A 19,904-nucleotide genomic window follows, 5' to 3' on the forward strand; every position below is an offset into this window, starting at 1 on the left:
GTCGGATGTTCTCCGCTGCCCTGTATGCTCGTGTGCGCACTTCCTTGTGCACATTGCACACGAGACCGCGGGTGCAGCGCGCATCCGGCATTCCCTGCGCCCTCTGATTTCGAGGGGGGCGGAAGAATTCCTGCAAACCTCGGGCGCATCGCGCCGCGAGAATGCGAAGCTATATCCGCGTCGTCCCGGCCTTGAGCCGGGACCCATAACCACAGGGAGAAGTTTTGCGAACGGTCTCTGCTACTGAGCTTCATCGAGAGATCACGCGGTATGGGTCCCAGGTCAAGCCCGGGACGACGAATCACGACGTCGCTCCGCAATAGCTGCGTCGTCCAGGCTGTTTGAAATTCGAATCCAGCTTCACAGCACCGGGCAGGACAAGCGTAGGCTGACCAGCCCCAGCTCAAGGTAGTGAACCGGTTCCGGACTGGCGACGTCAGACTTTGTGCCTGCTTTTGCGGATCGGCCGCCGTGTTATGGCGATAGGAACCGACCGTTGCGAGCCAGGTTGAATATCGGCGGAGAAAGACGATGACCGCGGACCTGCATCGGCAGCGCCTACTGAATTTCCTCGACGTCTACTATGCCGGCGACATCGAGGGCGCGCTGGCGCGCTGCACCGACGATGTCGAATTCGTCGCCAACGCCCCGGTCGACCTGCTTCCCCACATGGGTCATCGCCGGGGCACGGAAGCGATGCGCGAAATGTGGACCACCGTTCACGCCCGCTATTCGGAGATGCGCTGTGAGGTGCCGATACTGGTCGCCGAGGGCGACAGGGTGGCGGCGAACATCCGGGTGTTCTTCCGCAAGCGCAGCAATCAGCGGATGGTGCAGTTCGACATCGCGGCGTTTTATACCTTCCGCGACGGCCGCATCGCCCAGATCCGCGAGATCATCGACACCTTCGACATGGTCGAGCAGGTGCTGGAGCGCGACGTCAGCGCGATCCTGAGGAACGATAAGCCGGAGTAGAGCCGGCCTTTGGCCCTGGCCCTTCGGCCTATTTCCGCCGCGACATTGAACCTCACCGCCCCGGCGGCGACACACCACAAGGCTTTTTCCGGGGCAAAAGAACATATGAAGATCGCATTGCTGGCTCTGCTTGGTTTGGCGTTGGGCGCGCTGGGAGGTGCAGCGCTTGGAATCGGGGCCGGGCTGGCCTGGGTCGAAATCTTTAAAGTCACGAGTTTTGAAGGCTATAACGGCATGCTGGTGTTCTTCACCTTCATGCCGCTGGGCGCCGCGATCGGCGGCATCGCGGGCGCTTTACTGTTCGGCGTGATCGCGTTCAAGGACGCCGAGATCGCCATCGAGCGCGAGCCGGCGCGCCGCCGGGAGCGGTAAAAACGGGCGCCAGGGCGGTAAAAACACGGCGCATCCCGCATTTGTGCAATGCAGAAACGTCGGTTGTATTTTGGCGAAAAACGCCTATTGTTAGTGTACGAATGAATTTAGCGACTGGCACGGCGTCGACGCGGACGCCCCTGGACCGTTGCCGTTTGAAATCAGTTTCAAGGACCAATTCAAATGACAGAGCATAGTCTCTGGCGTTTTTCGCGCGCGTTGCATCGTGCGATCAATGAACGCCAGCCCGCCGATCTCGAAGCCCTGCTCGACGAGGATGTCGATTGGGCGATCTATGGCCCGATCGACATGTTTCCGTTCTTCGGCTCGCGCCGGGGCAAGGCGGCCGTGATCGAGGTAGTCAGGCAGATCGCCGAGAACATCCGCGTCCATCGCTTCGACCGCGAGTCGATCATGCTGGGGGTCGATTCCGCCGCCTCGATGATGCGCTATTCGCTGACCGCGCTGGATTCCAACAAGCCGATCAGCCTGCGGATTGCGCATTTCGCGCAGTTCAAGGCCGGCCAGCTGACCAACCTGCGCGTGCTGGTCGATACCTTCGACCTGGTCGAACAGGCGGTGGGTTATCCCATCCATCTGCCGCGAATGGCGGTCTAACCCACAATCCCCTTCGTCATGGCCGGCCCGAAGCGCGTCTTCGCGCCAGAGGTCGCGGGGACCCACGTCCTCTTCACCAGCCCCTGGAGACGTGGTTGCGACACCAGCGTGACGCGCGCTTCGCGCTTGATCGAGCAGCGAAGCAGCGCCGGCGCTGACGGCCCGGACATGACGGAATGCGAGGGCGCGCAAATGCGCCCTCGCCATAATTTCGCACCACCGCCGACGCATTCTCAGCCTGATTTGGAATGCGGGCGGGTTATGACTTCCACGACACGATTTGGCTGGATAAGGCTGCCGTTGCTGGTGGCCGGCTTCAGTCTGGCTGCGGTACTGGCCGTGGCGGCGCAAACGCCGCCCGCTGATGAAGATACCGAGGAGCCGGCGGAGGAAGCGGCCGACGTCGCGGCGGCGCCTGACGTCGCAGCGGCGCCGGATGTCAATGACCCCGATATCATGAAGGATATCGACGTCTCCAAGCTCGACTGGAGCCAGCTCGATCTCGATGCCGCGCCCCTGACCGGGCCTGCCGCAAAAACCCGCGCCGCGTCGAAAGCCGCAGCCGCGACCGGCGCGGATACGGCCTGGTTGGCGAACGAAAAGGCAAACGGCAGCTCCGCCGTGTCGGTGAGGCAATCGCTGACCCCGTTCTGGGATGCGCGGATCGGCGCCGACATGACGGTTGCCCGGCAAAGCACGCTGACGGCCCAGGAATTGCTGTCGGAAAAACTCGCCAATGGCGGCAGCCTGCCGCAATCGTCCGGCACCGCATGGGCCGCGATCACAGCGCCGGGTGTCGGCTCGATCTGGGACAAGACCTCAGTCGAAGCCCGCGTCGATCCCGGGGCGGACCAGGGCAAGCTCGGCACCTCCTTGAGCAAATCGCTGCCAATCGGCGAGCAATATTCGCTCACGCTGCACAACGGCTACAATCTGATCCAGCAGGGCATCGTTCCGGTGCCCGGCATCATCAGCCATCCAACCCGCAGCTATGAGACCGACCAGTCGGCGCGACTGAGCATCGCCGACACCGGCACCAGCTTCATGGCCGGCCAGACGCTGTCGACCTCGGACGACAAATGGCTGCGCAAGGTCGGCGCCGAACAAAAACTGTTCGACGGCGTCACCATCTCGGGTTCCGTCGGCGAGACCCCGTCGGGCGTCGTTAACAAGAGTTTTGGCGCAGGCTTCAAGCGCAGCTGGTAAGCCCCTGCAGTTCTTCGCCAATCCTTTTCAGAATGATGCAGCATTGCCGCATATTGGCCCAGATGCGGTCAAATTCCACCCTACTGATAGGAACGCTTCACTTCGTCGTGCGGGGGACGTCCGCGCTCGCTTTTCGCGAAACAGAGGAATGGCCGATGAACGCTACCAATCGAACCGAACAAATTGAATCAACTGAGGATGTCGTCGACAGCAACCTCGCTGCGGTGTCGGAAGTCGAGGCCGGGATCCGCGACTTCGTCCGCAACGATATCGCCTATCTGCGCCGTCCGCCTGCCGGTGCCGCGGAAACTGTGCCGCTCGATGCCAGCGCGGAAGCCACCGTCAACAACGTCAACTCGCTGATCCAGCGCGTCGCCGGAACCTCGCTTGCTGAAATCGAGAAGCTGATTTCGGAACTCGAGAGCCTGCGCGATCTCTTGCATGCCGAAGGTCAGCGCGTTCAGCGCGAAATCTCCGGCTATGCGCAGCTCAGCCAGGCGGCGATGAAGTCGACGCGCATGATTGCCGACAACGTCACGCAGTGGAAGCGCGCCGCCGACGGGCTGCGCAACAGCTGATCCGGGATCTTTTACTGATTCCAGACCGTTGCAAAAATCCTACACCCGCCGTCTTCTTCAACAGAAGGCGGCGGTTTCGTTTGATATGTGACTGTTTTGAACTTTATAAGCGGCGCGTCGGGATCAAGGGACGGATGCCCAACGGTAGGCAAACTTCCAGGGATACGAGATGCAAAACGGTCAGCCCAACAACACCCATCCACTGCCGCATTCGGCACATGGCATGGGCACGCTCATGGTCCGGTTCGTCGGACTGCTGACGGTTGCGGTGGTGCTGATGACGCTGATCTGGAACAGCTGACCGGCGACGGGCGACCACAGTCGCCTAGTTCCAAGGGCTGGTAAGTGCTGGTATGATCCAGCGCCATGGTTAGCAAAGCCTGACCTTATTCGACGGACGACGTGCTCTCGAGCGTGTAGCCGCCATCGGCATAACCCTTCACCACCATCGCAGTCGTCAGCATCACGCAAAGCGTGACGGTAGCGAAAATAAAGCCGACAAGTTTCAGGTGACTGCGATCTGCCATGGACGTGCCCTCGGTACTTCCCCTAGGTCTCATATGGCAGGCAGAAAGTTCAAAATGTGTTAGCAAATAAATTGCTTCGCAGAATGGTAAACTGCGCCCGGACCAAGACACGGTTCGCTAAGCATACCGGCTCGGGTCAAGAACCCGCATTCCGCCGCGGCACGAACGCGGTGGCCAAGAACGAGTACACCTGTTCGCCGCGCTGGTTGGCGCCGGTATTGCGGGCCTGCAGGATGCCCCATTCGGGACGCTTCTCCGACGTACGCTTGGTTTCGACGACACTCGAAAAACTGACGGTGTCACCGGCCAATACCGGCCTGATCCAGCGCAGTTCGCGAAAGCCGGGCGACGGTCCCCAGACCGCAACTTCCTCGCCGCGCGCAAGGGCCTCCCGCGTCAGGCGCTGGCCGTCGGCGACCAAGAGCTTCATGCAGACCGAGCCGACATGCCATCCTGACGCCGCCAACCCGCCGAACAGCGATTGGCGTCCCGCCTCCTCGTCGAGGTGAAACGCCTGCGGATCGAACTGCGCGGCGAATTGCTTGATCAGCTCGGCGGTGAAGGTGAACGATCCGAGCTCACGCCGCGAACCGATTTCAATGTCCTCAAAGAAACGCATCGAAGATCCTATTCCGCCGCGGCATCGGCGCGACGACGCACGATGATCGGCGACACCATCTCGCACAGCGTCACGCCGGCGGCGTTCTTGACCACGCCCTTGAACGTCACGATGCCGGTCTCGCGACGGCTGCGCGAGACTCGCGCCTCCGCGACCTCGATATCGAGCGTCAGATCATCGCCCGGCCGCAGAGGTGAGAGCCAGCGCATCTCGTTGACTCCAGGCGAGCCCATCGACGCGGTGCGGCCGATGAAGCCGTCGAACATCATCCGCATCATGAGCGAGCAAAGATGCCAGCCCGACCCGGAGAGGCCCTTCAGCATCGACTTGGCTGCGGCCGCTTCGTCCAGATGCATCGGCTGCGGGTCGTACTCCGCAGCGTAAGCCAGGATCTCCTCGCGCGTGACGTGGCGCGGTCCGAACGTACCGAAATGGCCGGGTTTGAAATCTTCGAAGGTGAGCGTTGTCATGAGGGGATTTTACAGTGCGGAAGCCCGATTGTGGCCGTTATTTGCAGCAATCTCAACCCGCCCACCCGCATGGCTCGTGCCCGACGGGGCGAACACCGTCGCAACCGGTGCCCGCCTTCGGCTTGCTCGGGACCGCATTCGGAGCTAGGCCCTGTGCTCTCAGGAGCAAAGCTGGACGCGAATCACTTTCGACTTGCCGGGAGAACCACCGATGTTCGATTTTCAGGATCTGTTTCAGTGGGACCGTTTTATCACGCCCACGATCATCAAGACCTTTTACTGGCTGGTGATCGGCCTGATCGTGCTGTTCGGCATATCCGGCATTTTCTCAGGCCTCGCCGCGATGGCGATCAGCCCGTTCGGCGGATTCATCGTGCTGCTGTCCTCGATCGCCAGCGTCGTGGTCGGCGTGGTGTTCTCACGCATCGCCGCAGAATTCATCCTGATCGTATTCCGCATCAACGAGCACCTCGGCGCGATCCGCGACCAGGGCCAGACGCATTAGGATCTCTCAAGTATTGAACCTGAAATGCATGACGTCGCCGTCAGCGACGACGTATTCCTTGCCTTCCAGCCGCAGCTTGCCGGCATCGCGCGCGCCGGCTTCGCCACCCAGCGCGACATAGTCGGCATAGGCGATCGTCTCGGCGCGGATAAAGCCCTTTTCGAAATCGGTATGGATCACGCCGGCCGCCGCAGGCCCCTTGGTGCCGCGGTTGATGGTCCAGGCGCGGGCCTCCTTCGGCCCGACGGTGAAATAGGTGATCAGGTCGAGCAGCTGGTAGCCGGCGCGGATCAGCCGGTCGAGACCGGCCTCCTCGAGGCCGAGCGTATCGAGGAACTCGGCACGCTCCTCGCGTGACAGCGTCGCGATCTCGGATTCGATCTTGGCCGAAATCGCCACCGCGACCGCGCCCTCTTTCCTGGCGTGGTCGAACACCGCTTTGGAGAAGCTGTTGCCGTCCTTGGCCGAGCCTTCCTCGACGTTGCAGACATAGAGCACCGGCTTGGACGTCAGCAGGCCGAGCATGCCAAAGGCTCGCTCTTCTTCCGCCTTGCGTTCGAGGAACCGCGCCGGCTTGCCGTCGCGCAGCAGCACCAGCGCGCGGTTGACGAGGTCGAGCTGTTCCTTGGCGTCCTTGTCGTTGCCCTTGGCCTTCTTGGTGAGGTTGTCGACGCGCTTTTCGAGGCTGTCGAGATCGGCCAGCATCAGCTCGGTCTCGATGGTCTCGATATCCGCCAGTGGCGCGATCTTGCCTTCGACATGGGTAATGTCGGAATCCTCAAAGCAGCGCACTACATGCGCCACCGCGTCGACCTCGCGGATGGTGGCGAGAAACTGGTTGCCGAGGCCCTCGCCCTTGGAGGCACCGCGCACCAGGCCCGCGATATCGACGAAGGTCAGCCGCGTCGGGATGATCTGCGCTGATTTGGCGATCTCCGACAGCTTGTCGAGCCTGGGATCAGGCACCGCCACCTCGCCAACATTCGGCTCAATGGTGCAGAACGGATAATTCGCCGCCTGCGCCGCGGCAGTCTCGGTCAGCGCGTTGAACAGCGTCGACTTGCCGACATTGGGCAGGCCTACGATACCGCATTTGAATCCCATGACGTGTCCTGAAGTCTGTTGCTGGCGGTCGGCGGCGCGTTACACAGCGCCGTCATCGCCCTTGTCTAAAAATCCCTTGGCTTGCAGCGCCAGGTGCACCTTGTTCTGAAACGCCGAAGCACGCTCGGTCGCGAGCAAGCCGGCATTGTCGGCGACCGCCTCGCACAGCGCCTCGACCCAGGGCCGATCGCTCTTGGCGAAATCCGACAGCACGTGGCTGTGTACCAGCTCCTTGACGCCGGGATGACCGATCCCGAGCCGCACCCGGCGATAGTCGTTGCCGATATGCGAGGAGATCGAGCGCAACCCGTTATGGCCGGCAATGCCGCCACCGACCTTGACGCGCACTTTCGCCGGCGGCAGTTCGAGCTCGTCCTGAAACACGATGATCTCACCGACCCCGAGCTTGAAAAAGTTCGCGGCTTCCTGCACCGCGCGCCCGGACTCGTTCATGTAGGTCGTGGGCTTGAGCAGGACCACGCGCTCGCGTTCAAGCGTGCCTTCCGACGTCTCGCCCTGAAAACGGCGGCGCCATGGTGCGAAACCATGACGCCGCGCAATTTCATCGACGACCGCGAAACCGATATTATGCCGGTTGTTCGCGTACTTCGTGCCGGGATTACCGAGGCCGACAAACAGGCGCATGACGCGGCATCCCGCGTTCGCTTACTTCTTCTTGTCGCCGCCAGGCGCCTTGGCGCCAGCCGCGGGCGCCTTCGCACCCGCCGCCGGAGCAGCAGCACCCGCTGCGGGCGCAGCAGCCGCACCCGCCGCCGGAGCAGCACCCGGAGCCGCAGCACCGCCAGCAGCAGCCGCCGCAGCCGCCTTGAGTTCTTCGGCGTAGCCGGACGGCGGCACGATGGTCACCAGCGTCGCGTCTTCACGCGACAGCGACTTGACGCCGGCGGGCAGCTTGATGTCGGACAGATGCAGCGAATGGCTGATTTCCAGCGCGCCGGCATCGGCCTCGACATACTGCGGAATGTTGTCGACCGAGCATTCGAGATCGATGGTGTGGGTGACGATGTTGACCGTGCCGCCACGCTTGACGCCCGGCGAGGTTTCGCCGTTCACCACATGCAGGGGAACGCTGACGCGGATGGTGGCGCCTTCACCGAGCCGCATGAAGTCGACATGCAGCGGGAAGTCGCGCACCGGATCGAGATGGAAGTCGCGTGGAATCACGCGGTGCTTCTTGCCCTCGAGATCGATGTCGTAAATCGTGGTCAGGAACCGGCCGGCCAGAATGCGCTGGCGCAGTTCGGCATCGTCGACCGAGATGGTCACGGGGGGCTGGTTGTTGCCATAGATCACTCCGGGAACTCTCCCGGCGCGACGCTCTGCCCGGGCGGCCCCCTTGCCGCTCTGCGGACGCGCGGTCGCCTTCAATTCCTTGACGGTCGCCATCGTGTTAAGTCCTTGTTTTCTAAAAAGTTAAAGGCCGCAACGCGGCCCGGTAGCGTCCGACAGCAAGCCTCCAGGGGTGCGGGGGCTGCGGACGTGGCGGGCTTTTAGCCCCAAAGCGTCAAAATGACAAGGAAATCAGGGGATTTTTCTGCCCCTGCCGTTTCCGGGAGAAAGGGCCGATCGGCTACCCGTTCGACCTTCAGCTGGTCGCCGGCTGAGAACCCCCGAGCCTGGCTTCCAGCGCTTCGATGCGGGCCTTCAGCGCCTCGTTCTCCTCGCGCGCCAGCCGGGCCATGTCCTTGACCGCATCAAACTCCTCGCGCTTGACGAGGTCGAGGTCGCGCAGGATGCGTTCGGCCTGGTTGCGAACGACCGCATCGACCTCGCGCTTGACGCCCTGGGCGGCGCCGGCAGCGTCGTTCATCAAACGGCCGATCTCGTCGAAAAACCGATTGTTGGTCTGGGTCATCTCTAGACGCTCCGGTCGCTGCAACTGCATCTGCTTATACCAAGACAATGGCGATCCCGGAGGCGCGGTTCAAGAGTGCCGTTCAACGCCAAGGTGAAGTCCGTTCGCCTTGTCATGCTCACCTTTCCTTGCAATCGTGGCGGGCGACCATCCCCACGGCCCCCAATCAGAAACAGACGCGCCCATGATCGACCAGCAGATCGACATCCAGACCAAGGACGGCAAGACCACCACTTTCATCACCCATCCCGAGCGCGGCGGACCGTTTCCCGTCATCCTGTTCTACATGGACGCGCCGGCGATCCGCGAGGAACTGCGGGACATGGCGCGTCGGCTCGCAACCTCAGGCTATTACGTGATGCTGCCCAATATGTATTACCGCTCCGGCGTGATGGAACTGGGGCCGATTCCGCCGGACCCGGAGGCGCCCGAGCGCAAGCGGATGTTCGAGTTCATGGCCTCGATCAATATTCCGATGGTGATGGAGGACACCAAGGCCCTGCTCGCCTATGCCGCGACTCAAAAGGCCGCGAACACCGCTATCGTCGGTACCGTCGGCTACTGCATGAGCGGCCGCTACGCGGTCAACGCGGCGACACGTTTTCCGGATCAGGTGAAAGCCGCAGCCTCGATCTACGGCACGCATCTGGCGACCGACCAGCCGGACAGCCCGCATATTGCCGCCGGCAAGACCAAGGCCGAATTGTATTTCGCCTGCGCTGAAACCGACATCTACGCGCCGGCTGAAATCATCGAGCAGCTGAAGCAGGGCATGAACGGATCGAACAACGAGGTCGAGATCTATCCCGGCACCCATCACGGCTTCGCCTTCCCGAAGCGGCCGGTCTATCACCGCGACGCCGCCGAGCGGCATTGGGAACGGCTGCTGGCGCTCTATCGCCGCAACCTCGCCACCTGATCGCAAGGTTCCGATGTAAGGGTCCCCGCCGATTTTCGGCGTGGCCTATGCCGTCTACACCAAAGCCCTGTGAGCCCAATGCCTTTCCTCACCATCGACTTTCCCGTCTTCAATCCGATCGCCTTCTCGATCGGATGGTTCGCGATCCGCTGGTATGCGCTGGCCTATATCGGCGGCATCGTGCTGGGATGGATTTATGCGCGGTCGCTGGTCAAAAATGAGAGATTATGGGGTGGGCCGGCGCCGATCACGCTGGTGCAGCTCGATGATTTCATCCTTTGGGTCACGATCGGCATCATCGTCGGCGGCCGCACCGGCTACGTGCTGTTCTACAATCCCGCCTATTTTGCGCAGCACCCGGCCGAGATTCTCGAATTGTGGAACGGCGGCATGTCCTTTCATGGCGGCTTCCTCGGCTGCGTCGCCGCGGTGATGCTGTTCTGCCGCAAACACGGCATCTCGATCCTGTCGCTTGGCGACATCACCACCGGCGTCGGGCCGATCGGATTGTTCCTCGGGCGGCTCGCCAACTTCATCAACAGCGAGTTGTGGGGCCGGCCGGCCGATTCCAGCGTGCCGTGGAGGATGGTGTTCCCAAATGGCGGACCGCTGCCGCGCCACCCCAGCCAGCTCTATGAGGCGGCGCTCGAGGGCATCCTGCTGTTTACGATCTTGGCGGTCATGATTCGGATGGGTGCCCTGAAACGGCCGGGCCTGATCCTCGGCAGTTTCATCGCGATCTACGCAATTGCCCGAATAGTAAGCGAGTTCTTCCGTGAGCCGGACCCTCAGCTTGGATTTTTGTGGGGCGGGCTGACTATGGGTATGCTGTTGTCAGTGCCGATGATCATCGCCGGAGCCATCCTGATGGTGATGGCATGGCGCAAGGCGCCGGAGCATTCGCAGAAGTCAATTTAACGCAAGGCAGGCCGTGACCGAACTTTCGCCGCTGCAGTCCGAGATCAGGAAGCTGATCCAATCGTCAGGCCCGATGCCGGTCTGGCGGTACATGGAATTGTGCCTGATGCATCCCGAGCACGGCTACTACGTGTCGCGCGATCCGCTCGGCCGCGAGGGCGACTTCACCACCGCGCCCGAGGTAAGCCAGATGTTCGGCGAACTGCTCGGATTGTGGGCCGCTTCGGTCTGGAGGGCGATCGGCTCGCCGCCGGCGCTGCGGCTGGTCGAACTCGGGCCCGGCCGCGGCACCATGATGGCGGACGCGCTGCGCGCGTTGCGGGTGCTGCCGCCGCTCTATCAGTCGCTGAGCACGCACCTCGTCGAGATCAATCCGGTGCTGCGCGAGAAGCAGCGCGCGACGCTGTCGGGCGTGCGCAATCTCAGCTGGCACGACAGCATCGACGACGTGCCCGAGGGCCCTGCGGTCATTTTCGCCAACGAATATTTCGACGTGCTGCCGATCCACCAGGTGGTGAAGCGCGAGACCGGCTGGCACGAGCGCGTGGTCAAGCTCGACGACGGCGGCAAGCTGGTATTCGCGGCCGCCGACGAGCCGACGCCCCGCTTCGAGGTGCTGCTGCCGCCGCTGGTGCGGGCCGCCCCGGTCGGCGCCGTGTTCGAATGGCGGCCCGACGCCGAGATCATGAAGATCGCCAGGCGCGTGCGCGAACAGGACGGCGCGGCGCTGATCATCGATTACGGCCATCTGCGCAGCGACGCCGGCGACACCTTCCAGGCCATCGCCCGCCACAGCTTCGCCGATCCCCTGAAGAATCCAGGACAGGCCGACGTGACCGCCCATGTCGATTTCCAGGCGCTGGTGCGCGCCGCCGAAGATATGGGCGCGCGCACCCACGGCCCGGTGACGCAGGGCGAGTTCCTCAAGCGGCTCGGCATCGAGACCCGCGCGTTGACGCTGATGGGCAAGACCACGCCGGAAGTATCCGCCGATATTTCCAATGCGCTGAAGCGGCTGACCGATAGCGGCCGCGGCGGCATGGGTTCGATGTTCAAGGTGCTGGCGATCACCGAGCCGCATCTCACCTCGGTGGCGGGCCTGTCCGACGAACAGGCCGCTGCCGACGAAGAGGCGTCATGACCTACGGATCGTCGTTGCTTTCGGCCATTCCGGGCTTGCGCCACGCTTTCTTCAGCCGCGAGGGCGGCGTATCCGGCGGGATTTACGAGGGCCTCAATGGCGGCCTCGGGTCGAACGATGATGCCGCCCACGTCGCGGAAAATCGCCGCCGGATGGCCGAGCAGATGGGCGTCGCACCGGATCGCCTTGTCAGCCTGCATCAGATCCATTCGCCCGACGCCGTGGTGGCGACCGGGCCATGGACCGGGGACAAGCCGCGCGGCGACGCCCTGGTCACCCGCACCGAAGGCCTTGCGATCGGCGTCACCGCAGCCGATTGCGGGCCGATCCTGTTCGTCGATCCCACGGCGCGCGTGATCGGCGCGGCCCATGCCGGCTGGAAGGGGGCGCTGACCGGAATCATCGAATCCACCGTGGATGCGATGGAAAGGCTCGGCGCCGACCGCAGCGGCACGGTCGCGGCGATCGGCCCTCTGATCCGCCAGCACTCCTACGAAGTCGGCGGCGAATTCGTCGAGCGTTTTCTGGATGCCGACGCCGGCAATGCCGCCTACTTCATTGCTTCGGAGCGCGCCGGGCATTCGATGTTCGACCTTGTCGGCTACATCCGGATGCGGCTGGAAAATGCCGGCGTCCTGATGATCGATGACATCGGCGTCGACACCTATTCCGACGAACGCTTCTACAGCTACCGCCGCTCGGTGCATCGCAAAGAGCCGGATTACGGAAGGCATGTTCACGCCATCGCCTTGGAACCGTGATTGGGTTTGAACCATTGCTGTGGCTCCCCTGCCCTAGACCTTAATGCTTTTTAACGATATCGGGGGGCAATGAGGGACCTCATCCCAACCTCCTGCCTGCGAGCCCCGCGCGCGATGATCGCCGCGGCGCTGCTCGCCGTTTCGTGTGCGCTCGGCGGCTGCGCCGGTGGCGGCGCGGCGAGCGGATCGTTCGCGATGGCGACCAGCAGCGCTGGCGGCGGCTCGACCGTGGCGTTCGAATCGATCGACGGCCCGCCGCCGCACGTCTTCGACCGCATGGTCGGGGTCATCGACAGCGAATCGAAACTGCGGAACCTGCAGATCGTCTCGCGCGAGGGCGGCGCTTCCTACCGCGTGCGCAGCTATCTCTCGGCGCAGGTGGTGCGCGGCAAGACCATGATCGCCTGGGTCTGGGACGTCTACGACAACAACCAGCAGCGCGCGCTGCGGCTGTCCGGCGAGGAACCGGCGGGCAAGGCCGGACGCGACGCCTGGGCCGCCGCCGACGATCTCGTGCTGCGGAAAATCGCGCAGGCCGGCCTTAGCGGCCTCAGCGGCATGATCAACGGCGCGCCGGAAGCACCGCAGCCCGCGCCAGCCCCCTCGCCCGGCCTCCGCGGCTCCGCAGTCGCGAGCATGGAGCAGATCCCACCCGCCGAGGGTGCAATCGGTGTCGCCGCGCTCGGCTTCAGCAGCCATTAAGCCTACCCCGTAAAGTCCCGTATCGGCTCATTTTTAACCGGGAAAACAGCCGCGACGGGTTGCCAGCCGCGCCACCTGCCTGATATCTCCTCGCGCATCGAAACCCGCCGGGCTACAGGTATCCGAGATGCTGAACGTCGTATCCAGCAAGGCGCGGGGAGAGGCCTCGATGTCCGCCAAGAACGGCTCCATCAAGCTGGTCGCCGGCAATTCGAACCCTGCTTTGGCGAAGGCCATCGCCGAAGGGCTGAATCTGCCGCTGACCAAGGCCAGCGTCCGCCGCTTTGCCGATAACGAAATCTTCGTCGAGGTGCTCGAGAACGTGCGCGGCTCGGACGCGTTCATCATCCAGTCGACGTCGTTTCCGGCCAACGACCATCTGATGGAATTGCTGATCATCACCGATGCGCTGCGCCGCTCGTCCGCGCGCCGCATCACGGCGGTGATCCCCTATTTCGGCTACGCCAGGCAGGACCGCAAGGTCGGCTCGCGCGCGCCGATTTCGGCCAAGCTGGTGGCCAATCTGATCACGCATGCCGGCATCGATCGCGTCATGACGCTCGACCTGCATGCCGGCCAGATCCAGGGCTTCTTCGACATCCCGACCGACAATCTCTACGCCTCGCCGCTGATGGTGCGCGACATCAAGGAGCGCTTCGACCTCGCCAATGTGATGGTGGTGTCGCCCGACGTCGGCGGCGTGGTGCGCGCCCGCGGCCTCTCCAAGCGGATCAACGCGCCGCTCGCCATCATCGACAAGCGCCGCGAACGCGCCGGCGAATCCGAAGTCATGAACGTGATCGGCGACTGCGCCGGTTATACCTGCATCCTGATCGACGACATCGTCGATTCCGGCGGCACGCTGGTGAACGCGGCCGACGCCCTGATCGCCAACGGCGCCAAGGAAGTCTACGCCTACATCTCCCATGGCGTGCTGTCGGGCGGCGCCGCCGCGCGCATCGCCGGCTCCAAGCTGAAAGAGCTCGTCATCACCGACTCGATCCTGCCGACGGAAGCGGTCAACAAAGCCGCCAACATCCGCACGCTCTCGATCGCGCCGCTGATCGCCGAAGCCATCGGCCGCACCGCGGCGGAAGAGTCGGTTTCGAGTTTGTTTGATTGAGGGGCGGCGTCGCCGCGTCATTGCGAGCACCGGGTCGCGCGAATGCGCGCCCAATGACAGGCTCCGCAAAGCAATCCATTCTCTCTTGCGTGGCGGCATGGATGCTTCGCTGCGCTCGCAATGACGGGGATGGTGTAGCTCCAACTAGAGCTGTCATCCCCGCGGAGGCGGGGATCCAGTACCCCGCGGCCTATCGGTTCAATCATGAGCGTCTCTGGAATACTGGATCACCCGCATGCGCGGGTGATGACAGCTGGATATGAGTTCGCATTCTCGCGACGCATTGCGCCCGAGGTTTGCTGGAAACTCCCGCCCTCTCATCGAGAGGGCGCAGGGAAGACCGGGTGCGCGCTGCACCCGCGGTCTCGCGTGCGGTTAGCACAAGAAATGCTGCACACGAGCATACAGGGCAGCGGAGAACACCCGGCCTTCCCTGCGCAATGGCTTTACGGCTTATGCCGTGCTCTCCCCGGAGACGAGTTCTTGGTTTGACTCCGTCGCTGCCGTTCCCGCTTGCGCTTCTCCGACAGCTTGACGCCTGCAACGGGCGCCAGGACCACACGGTTTTGCCGTACGCTTATCCACGCCATCGTCGCAGCGCAAACCAGCGTCCACCGCAACCCGCCCAACGTCCGTGACGACGGCCGACGCCCTTCTGACCAGGACGGGATGGCGATAGATGCGCACTGATTTGGGTCGGCCGACAACAGAAATATTTTTGATTTACGGAAATTTTCTACTTGACACGATTTCTGAAACTCAGAACTGATTTGCCCGACGGGTTGATTTGTCGCACCCCGCATCTCACCACGCGTACCGCACCACGCCCTTGCCGGCGTAGCTGCGCGTCACGTTGGAGAACTCGCCTTCGAAGGTGGCGGCCGTCGACCAGCCGTTCATCCATTTGGTTTCGGCAGAAGCCGTGACGAGCGCGGAGTTGGCAGCTTGCGCCGCGCCGTTGACGAAGAAGCTGGCGCCCGGCAGCGTCTGGAACGTCGCCCCGATGCCGCGGTCGGGATTGAAATCATGCGCCCATGCCACGCGGCCGCGCAGCGTCAGGATCGCGGCCTGCATGGCGAACGATTTGTCGGTGCGCAGACCGAGTTCGCTGCGGGTATCGGTCACGCTCTTCGCACCATAAGCGAGGGCAAACGTGTTGGTGCCGGAGATGACGCCTTCCGCATAGGCCGGCAGTTCGAACGTCGTGAACTGGCCTGCCGCGTACGGCGTGAAGCCGATCCCGCCGATGACGGGGGCTACGAAGCGATAGCCGCCTTCGACACGGCCCGACCAGGCATTGGCGTTGAACCGCGCGCGCAACTGATCGATGCCAGCGATGGTGACGGTGCGATCGGTGGTGACATCCTGCCAGCCATAGGCCAGCGCGCCGGAGAGGTAGGCAGCTCCAACATTGTGCCGGATGAACGCACCGGCCTGAAACAGGTCGGAACGCCCGTTGCCGTTGTTGGCGACGCTGAAATTGGTGCCGCCGCCGGCCAGCGAGAAGCCGGCGATGGTGAACGGCGAAAAGCGATAGTCGGCACCGATGGCGGTGCCATAGATCCGCGACGTCGCCGTATTGGAGCCGGCCACGGTATTGCCGTCGGTGGTCTGCGAGCCGCCGAAGCCGGCCGCCCACACGCTCCAGCGCTGCTGGAACGGCACCATTGGCGGCGCCTTGGTGTAGATCGCCGCCAGCGCGTCATTCGGATTGCGCTTCTTCGCGGCATAGGCCAGCGCTTCCTCATCGGCGAAACCGAATGCGTTGCCGCCGGCGGTTGCCGCGTCACCGCGCCCCGCAATGAACGGGTCCATCATCACGCCCATGAACTGGTTCATGGCGTTGAACGTGGCCTGCTGCGATCCCGTCGCGGTCTCGCCCGAGACCTGGGACAGCGCATTGGCGAGGCCAGTTCCGGTCAGCGCGAAGAGCGCGTTGAAGCCCGCCGGCATATTGGTGCCGGCGATGAGTGCGTTGTCGATTCCGGCCGCGACGTTCTTCTGGTTGATGTTGGCGTTGGCCGGCAGATTCGGCGACAGCAGGCCGGGATCAACCGTCAGCAACACGTCGTTGCCGACATAGCTCAGCCGCACGTTGCGCGCGAAACTGTTGGCCGTGAGAAAGTCTACCGTGGAAAAGCTGCCGTTGACGGTGCCCGCGTTCAGAATGGTGTAGGTGGTGGTTGCGGCGACGCGCGCCAATGGATCGACCGTGACCTTGCCGGCAAGATTGGCGGTGCCGGTCACGACGGTTTTGTCAGACGACGGGCCCGATATCTGCACCAGATAGGTCGATGCCGCCGTCATCGTCAGGCTGCCGCTGACCGTCAGCGTACCGATCGAATTGCCGGGCGCCAGCGTGCCGCCGTTGATGTTGGTGTTGCCGACCACGCCGGCGCCGCCGAGCGTGCCGCCGGCGTTCACGGTGACGCCGCTTGCCGAGGTGATATCGCCATTGACGCTCAGCGTGCCGCCATTGACCGTAACCGGGCCGGCAAAGCTGCTGGTGCCGGTCAACGTCCAGTTCGACGCGTCGATCTTGTTGAAGATGCCGAAACCCTGATACTGCGCCGCGGGACCAATCTGCGACACATCGAAAGTTGCAGCGCCGGTGCCGCCGAGTTGGAACGTGTCGTTGCCGGTGCCGAGCACGTTGCCCGTGATCACCGAGCCCGGTGCCAGCGTCAGCGTGTTGCCGCTGCCGCCGAACGTCACGGCTGTCCCGAGGGTGCCGATGATCGCGCCCGCATTGACGAGCGTCGTCGAGTCCGAGGCCGTGATGCCGCTTGCTCCCCGGATGGTGCCGTTGTTGGTGATGATATTGTTCGTGCCAGTGACCTCGATCCCGATGAACTGGTCGCCGAGCACGGACGCGCCGGCACTGATGTTGATGGTGGCACCGCCCGTCCCGGCCGCAATGGCCTGGATTCCCGGCACCAGAAAGCCGGCCGCGCTGCCGCTGACGGTGCCGGCCGCGACGTTTACGGTGATGCGGCCGTCCGCCACGCTTGCAAAGATCCCGCCACCCTGCGGACCGGTGACGTCTTGCGATACGGTGACGGTGACGTTGCCGATGCCGCTGGCGGTCCCAAGGATGCCGTAGGTCAGGCCGGAGACGGTGCCGGTGGGCGCGATCACGACGTTACCGTTGCCGCCGGAGGCGACGGCGCTGATGCCGCCATTGCCGGATGAGCTCACATTGCCGGTGCCGCTCACATTGACGTTGCCGCCGCCGAAAGCCGCGGCCTCGATGCCGGTGCCGGTCGCGGTCACGGTGCCGGAGCGCGTGACGGTGACGCTGCCGGTATTGTTGGTTTGGGTGATCTCCGCGAAGATACCGACACCGCCCAAGGCGTTGACGTCGCCGGATCCGCCCACCGTGACAGAGCCGTTGGTGCCGGCGAGGTTGTTGACCTGTTGCGCTGCGATGGCGTTGCCCGCCGTGCTTGAAACGAGGCTGCCGCCGGTGACGGTGATGTTGCCGGTGCCGAAATGGATGGCGTTGATGCCCAACGCGCCGCCTGTGACGTTGCCAGAACGGTCGATCAGGATGTTGGACGCGTTCGTCGCCGCGTTGATGTCGGCATGAATTCCAATTCCGCCAACGGCCGCGCCGGTGCCGCTGATCGTGATGCCGCCGGCGGTACCAGCATGGACGACCGAGATGCCGAGCGCCGCGCCGATCGCAGTGCCGCTGCCGTTGACCAGTACTGCGCCGCTGCCCGCAGGTTTAAACACCGAGATGCCTGAATTGGTCGTGCTCTGCACCGTCGCGTTACTGGTGACCGTAATGTTTCCGGCCGCGCCGCCGTTCGAGTTTAGCGACACCGCATCGTCCCCCGTCACGGTGACCGCAGCATTTCCCGAATAGGTGATCGCGCCGTTGCCGACGAGCGCGACGCCGGCACCGGCCGTGTTGGTGATCCCGAAGGTCGTGTCGTTGTGATTGAAGGTCAGGGTGCCCGGCGCCGATAGACTCACGCCGGCGCCACCGGTATCGATCTTGCCGCCCACATTGTTGTTGACCACCGTGGTGCCGGCGAAGTCCGTAGAGAGCGCGCCGGCGGTCGCCTGGTTACCGGCATCGCAAGTCACACTGCCGGTATTCTCGCCGAGGCAGGCCGCGAGCGCGCGCTGCGGATAGCCCACAATGGCGGCGATGAACGCGCCGGTGAAAGCGGTGCCGGCCAACAGCGCGGTGCGGCGACGCGGAGCAGAACGTGTCGTGCATTCAGAGAATTGCGCGCTGTTCGAGGCCCTGACGAACTCCGAGGAATGCATTTCAAATTTCCTAGCAAACGCCTGGGCCAGCTTCTTACTAAGCATAGGGATTCCAGAGCAGGAAGCGTCTCGGTGTACGAGCAACAGCTGGCCCCGACGATTGTGAAGACTAGTGGCATATCGGCCACCAGAACCCGCGCTGGGCATCATCGTAACCAATGAGGCCGACGAATTTTGGGAGGGACGACTGCGGCAAATCCCATCATCGTTATCGAGCAGGCAATCCAGCAGCCGAATCACCGGATGTCCGATGCCTACCACGCATACCGCACCACGCCCTTGCCGGCGTAGCTGCGCGTCACGTTAGAGAACTCGCCTTCGAAGGTGGCGGCCGTGGACCAGCCATTCATCCACTTCGTTTCGGCCGAAGCCGTAACGAGCGCGGAGTCGGCGGCCTGCGCCGCGCCGTTGACGAAGAAACTGGCGCCCGGCAGCGTCTGGAACGTCACCCCGATGCCGCGGTCGGGGTTGAAGTCATGCGCCCATGCGACGCGGCCACGCAGCGTCAGGATCGCGGCCTGCATGGCGAACGATTTGTCGGTGCGCAGACCGAGTTCGCTGCGGGTATCGGTCACGCTCTTCGCACCATAAGCGAGGGCAAACGTGTTGGTGCCGGAGATGACGCCTTCCGCATACGCCGGCAGTTCGAACGTCGTGAACTGGCCTGCGGCGTACGGCGTGAAGCCGATCCCGCCGATGACGGGGGCTACGAAGCGATAGCCGCCTTCGACACGGCCCGACCAGGCATTGGCGTTGAACCGCGCGCGCAGTTGATCAATGCCGGCGATGGTGACGGTGCGATCGGTGGTGACGTCCTGCCAGCCATAGGCCAGCGCGCCGGACAAATAGGCAGCTCCAACATTGTGCCGGATGAACGCACCGGCCTGAAACAGGTCGGAACGCCCGTTGCCGTTGTTGGCGACGCTGAAATTGGTGCCGCCGCCGGCCAGCGAGAATCCGGCGATGGTGAACGGCGAAAAGCGATAGTCGGCACCGATGGCGGTGCCATAGATCCGCGACGTCGCCGTATTGGAGCCGGCCACGGTATTGCCGTCGGTGGTCTGCGAGCCGCCGAAGCCGGCCGCCCACACGCTCCAGCGCTGCTGGAACGGCACCATTGGCGGCGCCTTGGTGTAGATCGCCGCCAGCGCGTCATTCGGATTGCGCTTCTTCGCGGCATAGGCCAGCGCTTCCTCATCGGCGAAACCG

22 protein-coding genes are annotated in these 19,904 nt (G+C 63.6%); 13 read left to right on the forward strand and 9 right to left on the reverse strand.

Annotated features, from left to right (window positions below; translation table 11 throughout):
• The first annotated feature begins 531 nt into the window (after positions 1-531).
• The 6 genes from JQ574_RS14495 to JQ574_RS35510 all read left to right on the forward strand — a co-directional run bounded on the left by JQ574_RS14495 (position 532) and on the right by JQ574_RS35510 (position 4,050).
• Entirely contained in the window at positions 532-975 is a 444-nt protein-coding gene (locus JQ574_RS14495; RefSeq protein ID WP_212207197.1) for a nuclear transport factor 2 family protein, read from the forward strand.
• A 105-nt stretch (positions 976-1,080) separates the two neighbouring features.
• Positions 1,081-1,347, forward strand: a complete 267-nt coding sequence (locus JQ574_RS14500) for a hypothetical protein (RefSeq protein WP_212207412.1) — start codon at positions 1,081-1,083, stop codon at positions 1,345-1,347.
• A 183-nt stretch (positions 1,348-1,530) separates the two neighbouring features.
• Positions 1,531-1,965: a nuclear transport factor 2 family protein gene (locus JQ574_RS14505; protein WP_212207196.1), complete on the forward strand. Its 435-nt coding sequence runs from the start codon at positions 1,531-1,533 to the stop codon at positions 1,963-1,965.
• A gap of 261 nt (positions 1,966-2,226) precedes the next feature.
• Positions 2,227-3,171 carry a hypothetical protein gene (locus JQ574_RS14510; RefSeq protein ID WP_212383613.1) on the forward strand — a complete coding sequence of 315 codons (945 nt, stop codon included), beginning with the start codon at positions 2,227-2,229 and terminating at the stop codon, positions 3,169-3,171.
• Between the two features lie 155 nt (positions 3,172-3,326).
• Complete coding sequence (locus tag JQ574_RS14515) at positions 3,327-3,749, forward strand: hypothetical protein (protein WP_212207195.1); 423 nt, start codon at positions 3,327-3,329, stop codon at positions 3,747-3,749.
• A 169-nt stretch (positions 3,750-3,918) separates the two neighbouring features.
• Entirely contained in the window at positions 3,919-4,050 is a 132-nt protein-coding gene (locus tag JQ574_RS35510; protein WP_283813723.1) for a hypothetical protein, read from the forward strand.
• An 85-nt stretch (positions 4,051-4,135) separates the two neighbouring features.
• Here the strand turns inward: JQ574_RS35510 and JQ574_RS14520 are convergent, their stop codons facing one another.
• The 3 genes from JQ574_RS14520 to JQ574_RS14530 form a co-directional block, all read right to left on the reverse strand.
• Positions 4,136-4,276, reverse strand: coding sequence for a hypothetical protein (locus tag JQ574_RS14520; RefSeq protein WP_212207194.1), 141 nt, complete (start codon positions 4,274-4,276; stop codon positions 4,136-4,138).
• A gap of 136 nt (positions 4,277-4,412) precedes the next feature.
• Positions 4,413-4,895, reverse strand: a complete 483-nt coding sequence (locus JQ574_RS14525) for a MaoC family dehydratase (protein WP_212207193.1) — start codon at positions 4,893-4,895, stop codon at positions 4,413-4,415.
• A gap of 8 nt (positions 4,896-4,903) precedes the next feature.
• Entirely contained in the window at positions 4,904-5,365 is a 462-nt protein-coding gene (locus JQ574_RS14530) for a MaoC family dehydratase (protein WP_212207192.1), read from the reverse strand.
• A 211-nt stretch (positions 5,366-5,576) separates the two neighbouring features.
• On the opposite strand from JQ574_RS14530, the gene JQ574_RS14535 reads away from it, so the two are divergent.
• Positions 5,577-5,870: a DUF4282 domain-containing protein gene (locus JQ574_RS14535; protein WP_192737670.1), complete on the forward strand. Its 294-nt coding sequence runs from the start codon at positions 5,577-5,579 to the stop codon at positions 5,868-5,870.
• 6 nt (positions 5,871-5,876) lie between these two features.
• Here JQ574_RS14535 and ychF read toward each other — a convergent pair whose 3' ends face one another.
• From ychF to JQ574_RS14555, 4 genes are all read right to left on the reverse strand, one after another.
• Positions 5,877-6,974 (reverse strand): redox-regulated ATPase YchF, encoded by a 1,098-nt coding sequence (gene ychF / locus JQ574_RS14540; RefSeq protein ID WP_212207191.1) that lies wholly within the window; start codon positions 6,972-6,974, stop codon positions 5,877-5,879.
• A 39-nt stretch (positions 6,975-7,013) separates the two neighbouring features.
• Complete coding sequence (pth, locus tag JQ574_RS14545) at positions 7,014-7,619, reverse strand: aminoacyl-tRNA hydrolase (RefSeq protein WP_212207190.1); 606 nt, start codon at positions 7,617-7,619, stop codon at positions 7,014-7,016.
• 21 nt (positions 7,620-7,640) lie between these two features.
• Positions 7,641-8,381, reverse strand: a complete 741-nt coding sequence (locus JQ574_RS14550) for a 50S ribosomal protein L25/general stress protein Ctc (RefSeq protein ID WP_212207189.1) — start codon at positions 8,379-8,381, stop codon at positions 7,641-7,643.
• A gap of 199 nt (positions 8,382-8,580) precedes the next feature.
• Entirely contained in the window at positions 8,581-8,850 is a 270-nt protein-coding gene (locus JQ574_RS14555) for an accessory factor UbiK family protein (RefSeq protein ID WP_211998495.1), read from the reverse strand.
• A 184-nt stretch (positions 8,851-9,034) separates the two neighbouring features.
• On the opposite strand from JQ574_RS14555, the gene JQ574_RS14560 reads away from it, so the two are divergent.
• From JQ574_RS14560 to JQ574_RS14585, 6 genes are all read left to right on the forward strand, one after another.
• Positions 9,035-9,769: a dienelactone hydrolase family protein gene (locus JQ574_RS14560; protein ID WP_212207188.1), complete on the forward strand. Its 735-nt coding sequence runs from the start codon at positions 9,035-9,037 to the stop codon at positions 9,767-9,769.
• Between the two features lie 78 nt (positions 9,770-9,847).
• Positions 9,848-10,687 carry a prolipoprotein diacylglyceryl transferase gene (lgt, locus tag JQ574_RS14565; RefSeq protein ID WP_212207187.1) on the forward strand — a complete coding sequence of 280 codons (840 nt, stop codon included), beginning with the start codon at positions 9,848-9,850 and terminating at the stop codon, positions 10,685-10,687.
• A gap of 13 nt (positions 10,688-10,700) precedes the next feature.
• The gene (locus tag JQ574_RS14570) at positions 10,701-11,828 is read left to right on the forward strand and encodes a class I SAM-dependent methyltransferase (protein WP_212207186.1); all 1,128 of its coding nucleotides are present in this window, start codon (positions 10,701-10,703) and stop codon (positions 11,826-11,828) included.
• Entirely contained in the window at positions 11,825-12,589 is a 765-nt protein-coding gene (gene pgeF / locus JQ574_RS14575; RefSeq protein ID WP_212207185.1) for a peptidoglycan editing factor PgeF, read from the forward strand. Before JQ574_RS14570 ends, pgeF begins: the two co-directional genes overlap by 4 nt.
• A 69-nt stretch (positions 12,590-12,658) precedes the next feature.
• Positions 12,659-13,291: a hypothetical protein gene (locus tag JQ574_RS14580; RefSeq protein ID WP_212207184.1), complete on the forward strand. Its 633-nt coding sequence runs from the start codon at positions 12,659-12,661 to the stop codon at positions 13,289-13,291.
• A 169-nt stretch (positions 13,292-13,460) separates the two neighbouring features.
• A complete protein-coding gene (locus JQ574_RS14585) occupies positions 13,461-14,414 on the forward strand; it encodes a ribose-phosphate pyrophosphokinase (RefSeq protein WP_212207411.1) in 954 nt (317 codons plus the stop codon).
• Between the two features lie 804 nt (positions 14,415-15,218).
• On the opposite strand, the gene JQ574_RS14590 is transcribed toward JQ574_RS14585, so the two are convergent.
• The gene (locus JQ574_RS14590) at positions 15,219-18,695 is read right to left on the reverse strand and encodes an autotransporter domain-containing protein (protein ID WP_212383615.1); all 3,477 of its coding nucleotides are present in this window, start codon (positions 18,693-18,695) and stop codon (positions 15,219-15,221) included.
• A 254-nt stretch (positions 18,696-18,949) separates the two neighbouring features.
• Positions 18,950-19,904 (reverse strand): autotransporter outer membrane beta-barrel domain-containing protein (locus JQ574_RS14595; RefSeq protein WP_212383617.1); only part of this gene is annotated, 955 nt, incomplete at its 5' end.

The sequence above is a fragment of the Bradyrhizobium sp. AUGA SZCCT0158 genome (assembly GCF_018130065.1).
In the GTDB taxonomy this organism is placed as follows: Bacteria; Pseudomonadota; Alphaproteobacteria; order Rhizobiales; family Xanthobacteraceae; genus Bradyrhizobium.

Bases quoted from the DNA above. Each gene is read 5' to 3' on its own strand.
- JQ574_RS14585 (WP_212207411.1), top strand. From the start codon at position 13,461: ATGTCCGCCAAGAACGGCTCCATCAAGCTGGTCGCCGGCAATTCGAAC.
- JQ574_RS14510 (WP_212383613.1), top strand. From the start codon at position 2,227: ATGACTTCCACGACACGATTTGGCTGGATAAGGCTGCCGTTGCTGGTG.
- JQ574_RS14525 (WP_212207193.1), bottom strand. From the start codon at position 4,895: ATGCGTTTCTTTGAGGACATTGAAATCGGTTCGCGGCGTGAGCTCGGA.
- JQ574_RS14505 (WP_212207196.1), top strand. From the start codon at position 1,531: ATGACAGAGCATAGTCTCTGGCGTTTTTCGCGCGCGTTGCATCGTGCG.
- JQ574_RS14515 (WP_212207195.1), top strand. From the start codon at position 3,327: ATGAACGCTACCAATCGAACCGAACAAATTGAATCAACTGAGGATGTC.
- JQ574_RS14530 (WP_212207192.1), bottom strand. From the start codon at position 5,365: ATGACAACGCTCACCTTCGAAGATTTCAAACCCGGCCATTTCGGTACG.
- JQ574_RS14495 (WP_212207197.1), top strand. From the start codon at position 532: ATGACCGCGGACCTGCATCGGCAGCGCCTACTGAATTTCCTCGACGTC.
- lgt (WP_212207187.1), top strand. From the start codon at position 9,848: ATGCCTTTCCTCACCATCGACTTTCCCGTCTTCAATCCGATCGCCTTC.
- JQ574_RS14590 (WP_212383615.1), bottom strand. From the start codon at position 18,695: ATGCATTCCTCGGAGTTCGTCAGGGCCTCGAACAGCGCGCAATTCTCT.
- ychF (WP_212207191.1), bottom strand. From the start codon at position 6,974: ATGGGATTCAAATGCGGTATCGTAGGCCTGCCCAATGTCGGCAAGTCG.
- JQ574_RS14500 (WP_212207412.1), top strand. From the start codon at position 1,081: ATGAAGATCGCATTGCTGGCTCTGCTTGGTTTGGCGTTGGGCGCGCTG.
- JQ574_RS14555 (WP_211998495.1), bottom strand. From the start codon at position 8,850: ATGACCCAGACCAACAATCGGTTTTTCGACGAGATCGGCCGTTTGATG.
- pth (WP_212207190.1), bottom strand. From the start codon at position 7,619: ATGCGCCTGTTTGTCGGCCTCGGTAATCCCGGCACGAAGTACGCGAAC.
- JQ574_RS35510 (WP_283813723.1), top strand. From the start codon at position 3,919: ATGCAAAACGGTCAGCCCAACAACACCCATCCACTGCCGCATTCGGCA.
- JQ574_RS14520 (WP_212207194.1), bottom strand. From the start codon at position 4,276: ATGGCAGATCGCAGTCACCTGAAACTTGTCGGCTTTATTTTCGCTACC.
- JQ574_RS14550 (WP_212207189.1), bottom strand. From the start codon at position 8,381: ATGGCGACCGTCAAGGAATTGAAGGCGACCGCGCGTCCGCAGAGCGGC.
- JQ574_RS14535 (WP_192737670.1), top strand. From the start codon at position 5,577: ATGTTCGATTTTCAGGATCTGTTTCAGTGGGACCGTTTTATCACGCCC.
- JQ574_RS14580 (WP_212207184.1), top strand. From the start codon at position 12,659: ATGAGGGACCTCATCCCAACCTCCTGCCTGCGAGCCCCGCGCGCGATG.
- JQ574_RS14560 (WP_212207188.1), top strand. From the start codon at position 9,035: ATGATCGACCAGCAGATCGACATCCAGACCAAGGACGGCAAGACCACC.
- pgeF (WP_212207185.1), top strand. From the start codon at position 11,825: ATGACCTACGGATCGTCGTTGCTTTCGGCCATTCCGGGCTTGCGCCAC.